Here is a 9,629-nt window from a genome sequence, read left to right as displayed (position 1 = left end):
ATTTAGTAGCATCGTGATCCATTAGTTTTTTCTATTCGAAATGGGATTATTTACTTGACGGTGAACAGAGTATCTTTGGGGCACTTTTTATACCAATATGGAAAAAATGCCTAAAAGGTGGGGGGTGTCAGTATTTAAAAGATCGTTGTAACTAGTTTCTATGAAGTCTCTATGTAGCCTTACCCAAATCATAGTAGTCCTGCCATACAGGTTCAGGAACCATACTTCCACCCGTTGCCCATGCAATATGCGTAGCATTTTCCATTTTATCAATGAGACCTTTAGCCTTTAGGTAATTCTCGTTCTTATTCACGATGTTGATGCCAGGGAAACCTGCGAGTGCAGAAGGTTCTAGTTGGAGTTTCTCAGTGTCTGCGGCTAATTTAATTAGTTGATACAGTTCTTTATCTTCAACGGTGTATACACCATCAAGTAATGGCTCCATGTTTTTACACACCAAGCCAGAAGGTCGGCTAACGGCTAAACCATCTGCTGCGGTTAAGCCATCTAAACCTATATCTTTGGCGCTAATGTCTTCGTGTAATCCTGTTCCTAAACCTAAAATGACAGCGGGTGCATGAGTGGGTTCGGCAAATATGCAGTGAACATTATCTCCAAATGCTAATTTCAGGCCAAAGCTAAGACCACCAGGGCCTCCACCAACACCACAGGGTAAGTAGACAAATAGTGGATGCTCATCATCAACTTTGATTTTTAGATCACTCAGTTGATTCTTTAAGCGTCTTGCTGCCACGGAATAACCCAGGAATAAATCGGCGGAAGATTCATCATCAACAAAGTGACAGTTTGGATCTTTTTCGGCTTCAGCTCTGCCTTGAGCTACTGCGAAGCTGTAATCTTCTTCATATTCTTCTACGGTCACGCCTTTACTGCGTAATAAGTCTTTTTTCCATTGTCGGGCATCAGATGACATGTGAACGGTAACTTTTAATCCAAGGCTCGCACCCATAATGCCAATACTCAAACCAAGATTGCCTGTTGAACCAACGACTAACGAGTAATCGCTAAAGAACTGAGTAAATTGCTCTGTGCGAAGAATAGCGTAGTCATCGTCGATGGTAAGTAATCCCGCTTTGATCGCTAAGGTTTCGGCATATTTTAAAACTTCATAAATACCACCACGTGCTTTGATGGATCCAGAAATAGGTAAGTGACTATCAAGCTTGATCAGTAACCGACCAGGAAGGTCAGTATCGTAATACTCTTCGAGTTTTTTCTGCATAGCAGGTGCAACAATCAACTCAGATTCAATAATACCGTTAGTAGCGCTAGTCTCTGGAAAGGCTAAGGCGATGTAAGGGGCAAATCTATTAAGTCGTTCAGCGGCATCGTTTTCATGTTTCTCTGAAAAATCAATTATTGAGCGTGCATCAGCAAAAGGTAGTTGATGGTTGTTTATCCAAAATACAGCTTTAGCATTTGCTAGGTCTTTGATCTCTGGGAATTTTAAAGAGTGCTCTGATATTAGGTTGGATTTAAGATTTGAGTGAGTATCGCTGCTGCGGGTCATTGATTGAAATTCCTGAGTAATCGTATCTTTTTTAATTATAGATGACTGACCAGAAGTATTATCTTAATTAGCGTTTTTTGGGAAAAAATGTAGATGGTTTAAGTAGCCTTTGCGTTATTTATAGGCAAAAAATAACCCACCCTTTAAAGTATTATATATAACATTAGGTGGGTTATTGCAGTGTTTAAGCGATAGCCAGTATGACTTATCCTGGTTGCTTAGTTGTTCTTAAGTAAGGCTTGATAGTTTTCCATCCTGCTGGGAAAAGACCTTTCGCTTCTTCATCAGAAACAGTCGGTACAATGATCACGTCATCGCCATCTACCCAGTTTACTGGTGTCGCTACTTTGTACTCTGCAGTTAACTGCATTGCATCAATAACACGTAAGATTTCCTGGAAGTTACGACCTGTAGCCATTGGGTAAGTAAGCATTAGTTTAATGCGCTTATCTGGTCCGATAACGAATACAGTGCGAACGGTTTGGTTATTAGCCGCTGTACGACCATCTGCATCAGCTTCTTCATCTACAGGAAGCATATTGTAAAGCTTCGATACGTTAAGGTCTTCGTCGCCAATCATTGGGAAGTTAACGGTTGAACCTTGCGTTTCAGCAATGTCTTTTTCCCATTCGCCATGATTATCAATTGAGTCTGCGCTGAGTCCAATTGTTTTTACATTGCGTTTTTCAAACTCAGGTTGTAAACGTGCAACTTCACCTAACTCTGTAGTGCAAACTGGTGTGAAGTCTTTAGGGTGTGAAAATAAAACAGCCCAACTGTCACCAATCCACTCGTGAAAGTTGATCGTGCCTAAGGTTGTGTTTGCGGTAAAATCTGGTGCTATATCATTTATTCTTAATGCTGACATGTTTAATCCTTTTTTATTTGGTTTGAGTGTTGTTGTTAATGTGGAACGGATTATTCATGAAAAGTAATTTCTGTAAAAGTGATATAAATAGATTTATATATTACATTTTAAGATAAGTGATTTATGCCTGATATTCGCATTTTTGTCTTCGTTGAGAATTGAAATCAGGAAGAAAGATCTAAGAATTAGTTAAAAAAGCTCACCCATTCAAATCTTGACTTAAAAAATGTTAGTAGTATCGTGCGCAAAGAAACACGCAAAAACTACACTTATTATTTACTTAAGTAGTAATAGGTAGCATTAGGTAGAAAAAATTATAAAAATGCGTTTTATTAAATTTACATTTATTCTGTGTTTGGTGTCGCTGTTCTTTATCGTTAGCGTCTCTACGGATACGTTTAAATCGAATGACGAGCATGCGAGCGTCCATAAGCATTATATTCCTGATGTCGTTGATTTTGACGATAGCCCAGATCTTGCACCTGCTTCCCAAACCAATTCCCATTTAATCGTAGAAGTTTTTACCGTTGGCTTATTTGCTGTCTTGCAAAAAGCCATTCTCAATGTCAAAAAGACCCTTTATATTCGTGGTCCTCCTATTTTTTCTGATCGATAAATCTAAATCAGTTTAATAAGCTAAAGCATTGTTTTAGCTAAATAACATCTGCCTTACCCATTTTTTAAGATAAATGTTTGGGCATGTGTATTGTAAAAAATAAAAATAGGTATTTGATTATGAAAAAGATGAATTTATTTCCACTAAACAGTATTGAACACTTGGTTCAACCTGAGGAATTTGACGAAATAACCCTTAGTTCTCCGGCCGTTTCTGTCTTCACGGATTTTAAAAAACATAAGCCACTCATGATTGAGTCAGATATTTCTGCGGTTCAAGCTAAGTATCTGATGCAAAAAATGCATGTGCGTTTACAAATTGCGGTAGATAGGGAGTCAGAGCTGTTAGGTACGATTAGTTTAAATCAGTTGAGCGATCAAAACTTATTGATACATCAGACTAAAGGCCTCGATCGTGAAGATCTTTTAGTCAGGCATCTGATGACGCCAAGAGAAGAAATCATGGCTCTGGAATACAAGGAGCTATTGTCCTCTACCATTGGCGATGTGGTTGAAACGCTTAAAAAGGCTGGGGTGCGGCACTTTATGGTGATTGAACCCAATAAGCATCACATCAGAGGGATTATTTCCACGTCTGATATTGCGCGTCGTTTACATATTCCACTGGATATCGAGACGAAAAATGCTTCGTTTGCAGATTTATTTAATGCGATAGGCAGTATTTAAGGGATAAATACCAACAGGTTTTAGCAGACGCCCATAATCTATGGGCGTCTGTTTCTTAGCTCTGAATCTTGATAAATGATCCAGTAAATATACTGTAGATATTAAGAATGAGTCTTAATATTTTCCGGATCATACATCGCGCCGTATCCAACTGATTCGATTTTCACTTTGTAGATTTCATCGAAGTAGTCCATATCTAAAATTCGACCTTGCTGGCAGTATTCATGTGGAATGAACGCCAGCGCGATATTTTTACCAATGCTTGGACCGTATTCGATACTGGTGGTGTAAGATCGTCTACCCACAGAATCGATTAGAACTTCACCGGTTTCTGGATCGATGATTGGACAATTCCCCAATGGATAACGTTTTACGCCATTGGCATCGGTATTGTCTTCCATGCTTAATGTACACAATGTCGCTGGTTGGTGTTCTCTGTCGCGAATTTTCAGGTAAGCTTCTTTGCCGTAGAAATCAGCGGCTTTTACCAGTTTACGTGCAAGATCGACTTCTAGCAGATTGTATTCGGTGAGGATGTCGGTGTTTTGAATACGCAAACTTTTTTCTACGCGACGACTGCTGGCGTAGGTTTCGATGCCCACTGGTAGCACGCCTTCTGCATAAAGCGCATCCCATACTGCTAGTCCATCTTCATATTTAAAATGTAATTCCCAGCCTTGCTCACCAACGTAGGAGATACGGAAAGCGGATACTGTTTTACCCGCAATCTCGATATCTTTAACCGCTACGAATGGAAAGTTTTCATTGCTGAGCTCTTCCGGATTGGCGACTAACTTTTCTAAGGTAGTACGTGCATTTGGACCCCAAAGTCCGATACAGCCAAAATCAGGGGAGTGATCAACAATAGATAGCTGTGTGTAACCGTGATCTTCAGACAGACGCTTCATCCACACAAAGTCACGGTTACCGTTGTAACCACCGTCGATAACACGGTAGTGGTTTTCAGCAAGGCGCAATACCGTTAAATCAGCGCGAACGCCACCAGTGTGATCCAGAAAGTGTGTGTAAATACCTTTGCCTGTTGGTGTATCACCCGCAACCTTTGCTACGCAGAGAAATTCCATAAAGTCCGCGGCTTGGTCGCCTGTGACATTATAAACCGCAAAGTGACAAAGGTTTATCATCCCCACGTTTTCTGACATTTCCAGATGTTCTGCGTTGGATACACGCCAGAAATGACGGTTTTCCCATTCTACTTCGCGCACAGGGACTTTATCTCCCCATTTTTCTAATAGATATTCGTTAGAAGCGTAACCGTGGGCGCGTTCCCAGCCCACGGCTTCCATGAAGTAACCACCGAGTTCTTTTTCGCGTTCCCAGAAAGGGCTTTTGTGATGATTACGCGCTGCCGTATAAGGTTCGCGATTGTGCACCGGCGGATTATAGATTTTGAATGCCGTCTCGTAACATCGATCAGCAATGTACTGTTCGGTTTGTTGGAACGGATAGTAACGGGCAACATCGATACTGGAATGATCAAACTGAGTAACACCATCAGTCATCCAGTCAGCGACTATTTTGCCGGTACCAGGACCATCTTTTACCCACACAGATTCAACGTACCAAAGGCCACGAACATTGGCTGATTCGCCAATAGAAGGGCCACCATCAGCGGTAACTTGTAGTAAACCGTTAAACGAGTATTTCTCGTCATAACCCAGATCGCCAAGAATAGGGGTGAGCTCCATGGCGCGTTCCATGGGCTCTATGACTTGTTCTAGTTCCAGATCGCGCATCGAAGGTGATAAGCGGCAATCTTCTTTTTCTAAAATATCGCGAGGATGACACATTCGCGGCGCTTTCTCTTCATAATAACCCCATTCTATTTGACCACCTTCGGCAGATTTAGGGTCGCCTGTATCGCGTAAGTATGCGGAGTTACCCTGATCTCTTAATAATGGGTAACCAATTTCTTTGCCTGTATTGGCAAATTCGTCAAAACCGCCAAAGAAGGTTAGCGGGTGATCGACAGGCATAATGGGTAAATCTTCACCGGCCATTTCTGCGATTAAACGTCCCCAAAGGCCGGCACAACAAACGACATAATCTGCTTCGATATAGCCGCGATTGGTTTCTACTCCTTTGATATGACCATCTTCAATTTTTAAACCGGTACAGGACGTGTTGGCGAAGGACTGTAGCTTTCCAGATGCGACACCCATCTCCACTAATTCACCGGCAACGGTTTGTGAACGTGGCACAACCAGTCCTGCATCAGGATCCCAAAGTGCGCCCTGAATCACGTCTTCTTCAAGGTGTGGAAATTTCTCTTTGGCTTCTGCGGGTGTAATCATTTCAACACGATTACCGAAAGCCTTGCCAGACGTTACACGGCGCTTGAGTTCTACCATGCGTCCATCATCGCCAACACGCGCAACTTCGATACCACCAATGCGTTCGTAGCGGCCCATTTTCTCGAAGAAGTCGATACTGTATTTAGTGGTGTGCATGGTCATTTGATCGTGCATGGTGTTAAAGCAAAAATCAGATGCATGCGCGGTTGAACCGATATCTGTTGGAATGGCTGACTTGTCGATGCCGACAATGTCATCCCAGCCGCGTTCGATTAGGTGATGCGCTACTGATGAGCCAGTAATGCCGCCGAGGCCGATAATGACGACTTTTGCTTTTTCCGGAAATTTTGCCATGTGTTTAACTCTCTAGATCTATCTGTAGTATGGGTTTGGTATTAATCACGTTAGGACTGCTCTAATAATATCCTATGTGAATGATTTTGCCTGAAACAAAAAGCTGACCTTATTTAAAAACGATATTTTATGTTTAAAATGCGTCGGACTCGCTTATTGAGTTAAGCCATTAGTATAAAAAGCTGAGTATAAAAAAGTGCCCAGAAGTAGGGGGGTGACTTAATAAATTATACAAAGCCTTAAAATTTATGTTTCTGCTTACTGAACCAGTATCTTTAATCACAGTCTGAGTAGTTTCAATGTTTGCAGTATCGACGCAACGCGTTTATTAGACCGATAGTGCGAATGATTAAAATGGGTTTGCGAGGTTTACATGAATAATAATAGTGAAATTAAACAGAAACAATTAGCAGAAAAAGACCATGATGGTTTTTCGATTAGGTCTTTATTTGCAGGGGCATTTTCTTTTTTGTTTTTTGTCTTGTCAGGGTTGATCGCCATCTCAATGTTAGTGATGGTGGGTGAAAGTATCATTGCTGGTGAAGAATTCATGCCAGTCATTTTAAAGAGTATCAATACCGGTATTATTGCATTGGCAGTATTTGAGTTGGCGTTGGTTATTAATCAAGAGTACCGACTAGATAAAGGTGAGCATAATGTGATTACCAGTTTGAGAAGAACGCTGCCACGCTTTATCGGCACTGTTTGCGTTGCTTTGTCACTTGAGGGTTTGATCATGGTGATTAAATATAGCCAGCTTGATATGGCTGGTAATCTCTATTATCCGGTCGCGATAATTATTAGCACCGCGATACTGCTGGCGTCTTTGGGTTTATTTCTGAAATTATTACCTGAACCAACGGAAAGAAAAGATGAAGTTAAGTTGGTGTCTGTGTCATCAAATAATTCCTTATCCAGGGAAAGAGCTAGACAAAAAGATAGCCAACTAGACAGGCAAATAGACAGGGAAAATGCTGATCACCCAGTGCCTATGTATAATTAGTTCTGCTGAGTCATCACAAGAAAAACCCTCAAAAGTAGGGGGGTGACTTGAAATAAATGTAACCAGACTAGTAAGGCACTAGTCTGGTTATTATTCTAAATATCAATCACTTGATTTTTATAGTTAGATCCTGATCAGCACCAAACGGGTTTTTGTGGACCTCTAATCCAGAAAAACTATTCCGTGCGTTTAAACGATTCAACTTACTGATTAGGGTTTTGATAAGTGATGACATTTTACTCTCCTTTTAAGAATTAACCTGTTCCTTCAGGTTGAAATCAGTATAGGACTGGGGGCTCAAACACTTTGTGATATATTCACTTTAGCTTTGTGAAATATTCACGTTTTATTAAATATTCTTAGCTATTATTTGGTTTTTGTTTAGTTAAATTATTTAAGGCGAAGTTGAATGAATAACCTTTGCTTCGAGTAGTTCTGTATGACTAGGAAACCACATTTGATCGGGCTTTTTGGCAAAGACTTTATCAAGAAATACGGTTGTGATTCCTCTCGATTTAAACAACTCAAGATCTCGTACTTGCTCCTCTTCAGGCTTATGGAAAGGAACTAATTTTTTATGTGCTGAGTAATCAAGCTTGTATTGGTGAAAACCAAGTTTCGCATTCTTTCCAAGGTAACGTTTTTTACCGCCTATGAAAGCACTGGCACAGGCGCTACTACACTGTTTTTCTACAATGGTATCTAGCTCGTGCTGGGTAAATAGCTTTGAAAGGCCTCTGCCTTCGTATATGTGCCCGCCATCACTTTCCAGAAGCACTGAGGTAATATTCTTATTTTCTTTAATTAATGCGGAAACGGCTTTGGTGATTCCAATGTCGAGATCACCCTTAATCTGTAATTGTTGTAATTGTTGTGATTGTTGATTTATTGAAAGCGTATATGCGGGTTGTTCAGTAATGATTTCTGATCGTTCGGTTTTATTTTTATATGAGTATGCGTCTTGTATTAATTCAAGGCTATAAGAAAAGGTAAACAGGACTGAGAGTATCATTGCAGATTGTATCAATCGTGTTTTGATTGTATTTGAGGATTTAATAAATTCTCTATCAACAACTCGAATTAATCCAACGAGTTGCCAGGGAAATACAAGGAGTCGGGTAATGCCGAGGGATACAAATGTCGCATTGATACGTTGTTTAGGGTCGTCAAAGATAGTGTTGAGAAATAGGGGTTCTACGACGCTCAGTAGTATTATCAAGCCGAGAAATACTAGCCAGAATGAAGAGCCTATCGCTAGCTTTCCATTCCAGTAGTTAATAACAAATTTGATCATTTACCTTTAAGTATAAATAAGCCTTTTAATGAAAAAAGGCTCAAAAGGTGGGGGGTGTGTTTAGCCTATCATTAAGGTTACTTAATCTGAGACCATTTAATGAGGAGTAATGCCTCTCAATCTTTCATTTCTACGGCGTAATAACTCAACCATAAATAGTAAGATTATGGAGAACGTAATCAATAATGTAGCTACTGCTAAAATCGTCGGACTGATTTCTTCGCGGATACCAGAGAACATTGCCCACGGAATCGTACGTTGATTAACACTACCTATAAACAGCACAACAACCACTTCGTCGAATGAGGTGATGAATGCGAACAGCGCGCCTGATATTACACCGGGTGTAATTAAAGGTACGGTGATTCGGAAGAATGTATTAGTGGGTGATGAGCCAAGATTCGCTGCAGCACGGGTTAAACTATGATCAAATCCAGTCAGTGTTGCGGTAACCGTTATCACTACAAATGGAGTTGCTAAGGCCGCGTGCGCCAGAATTACGCCAATGTGAGTACCGAGTAGGTTTATTTTCGCATAGAAAAAGAACATACCGGTTGCAGATATAATCAGCGGCACAATCATGGGTGAAATCAGAATACCCATAATGGTGGTTTTAAAAGGGAAGTCTTTCTGGCTCAAGCCTAACGCCGCCAGTGTCCCAAGAAACGTAGAAATGATGGTAGAGAAAAGTGCAATAACTAATGAGTTTCTTACAGCAGCTTGCCAATTCGAATCATTGAAAAATGATTCGTACCATTTTGTTGAATATCCTGCCGGATCAAACGCGACCATCTCCGGTGTAAAAGAGAAGTAGGGCTGCGCATTAAAAGATAATGGAATGATAACCAGAATCGGGATAATCAAAAAACCAAAGATCAAAACACAAATGGTTAGAAAAGTGTAATGCCAGACTCTTTCGCCGGTAGTTGCATGTAATGGTAATGCCATATCGAGTTCCCTTC

9 protein-coding genes are annotated in these 9,629 nt (G+C 40.6%); 3 read left to right on the top strand and 6 right to left on the bottom strand.

The genetic code is table 11. From position 1 onward, the window contains the following. Positions 1 to 169: 169 nt before the first annotated feature. On the bottom strand, positions 170 to 1,531 hold the full coding sequence (locus Q1A31_RS19715) for a D-serine ammonia-lyase (protein ID WP_299881094.1): 1,362 nt from the start codon (positions 1,529 to 1,531) through the stop codon (positions 170 to 172). 205 nt (positions 1,532 to 1,736) lie between these two features. Next, complete coding sequence (locus Q1A31_RS19710) at positions 1,737 to 2,399, bottom strand: peroxiredoxin (protein WP_299881091.1); 663 nt, start codon at positions 2,397 to 2,399, stop codon at positions 1,737 to 1,739. 322 nt (positions 2,400 to 2,721) lie between these two features. Here Q1A31_RS19710 and Q1A31_RS19705 point away from each other — a divergent pair, with 322 nt between their 5' ends. Next, the gene (locus Q1A31_RS19705; protein WP_299881089.1) at positions 2,722 to 3,015 is read left to right on the top strand and encodes a hypothetical protein; all 294 of its coding nucleotides are present in this window, start codon (positions 2,722 to 2,724) and stop codon (positions 3,013 to 3,015) included. Positions 3,016 to 3,134: 119 nt separating this feature from the next. Next, complete coding sequence (locus Q1A31_RS19700; protein ID WP_299881086.1) at positions 3,135 to 3,701, top strand: CBS domain-containing protein; 567 nt, start codon at positions 3,135 to 3,137, stop codon at positions 3,699 to 3,701. Between the two features lie 101 nt (positions 3,702 to 3,802). On the opposite strand, the gene Q1A31_RS19695 is transcribed toward Q1A31_RS19700, so the two are convergent. Further along, on the bottom strand, positions 3,803 to 6,370 hold the full coding sequence (locus tag Q1A31_RS19695) for an FAD-dependent oxidoreductase (protein ID WP_299881084.1): 2,568 nt from the start codon (positions 6,368 to 6,370) through the stop codon (positions 3,803 to 3,805). Positions 6,371 to 6,743: 373 nt separating this feature from the next. On the opposite strand from Q1A31_RS19695, the gene Q1A31_RS19690 reads away from it, so the two are divergent. Beyond that, positions 6,744 to 7,373, top strand: a complete 630-nt coding sequence (locus Q1A31_RS19690; RefSeq protein WP_299881081.1) for a hypothetical protein — start codon at positions 6,744 to 6,746, stop codon at positions 7,371 to 7,373. Positions 7,374 to 7,479: 106 nt separating this feature from the next. Here Q1A31_RS19690 and Q1A31_RS19685 read toward each other — a convergent pair whose 3' ends face one another. From Q1A31_RS19685 to Q1A31_RS19675, 3 genes are all read right to left on the bottom strand, one after another. Then, complete coding sequence (locus Q1A31_RS19685) at positions 7,480 to 7,608, bottom strand: hypothetical protein (protein ID WP_299881079.1); 129 nt, start codon at positions 7,606 to 7,608, stop codon at positions 7,480 to 7,482. Between the two features lie 159 nt (positions 7,609 to 7,767). Next, complete coding sequence (locus tag Q1A31_RS19680) at positions 7,768 to 8,667, bottom strand: hypothetical protein (protein WP_299881077.1); 900 nt, start codon at positions 8,665 to 8,667, stop codon at positions 7,768 to 7,770. 96 nt (positions 8,668 to 8,763) lie between these two features. Next, the gene (locus tag Q1A31_RS19675; protein ID WP_299881075.1) at positions 8,764 to 9,615 is read right to left on the bottom strand and encodes an ABC transporter permease; all 852 of its coding nucleotides are present in this window, start codon (positions 9,613 to 9,615) and stop codon (positions 8,764 to 8,766) included. Between the last annotated feature and the right edge of the window lie 14 nt (positions 9,616 to 9,629).

It is taken from the genome of uncultured Cocleimonas sp. (assembly GCF_947495625.1).
Classification (GTDB): domain Bacteria; phylum Pseudomonadota; class Gammaproteobacteria; order Thiotrichales; family Thiotrichaceae; genus Cocleimonas.
The sequence above is the reverse complement of the archived record's forward strand: the minus strand, read 5'-3'. Positions and strand labels throughout refer to the sequence as shown.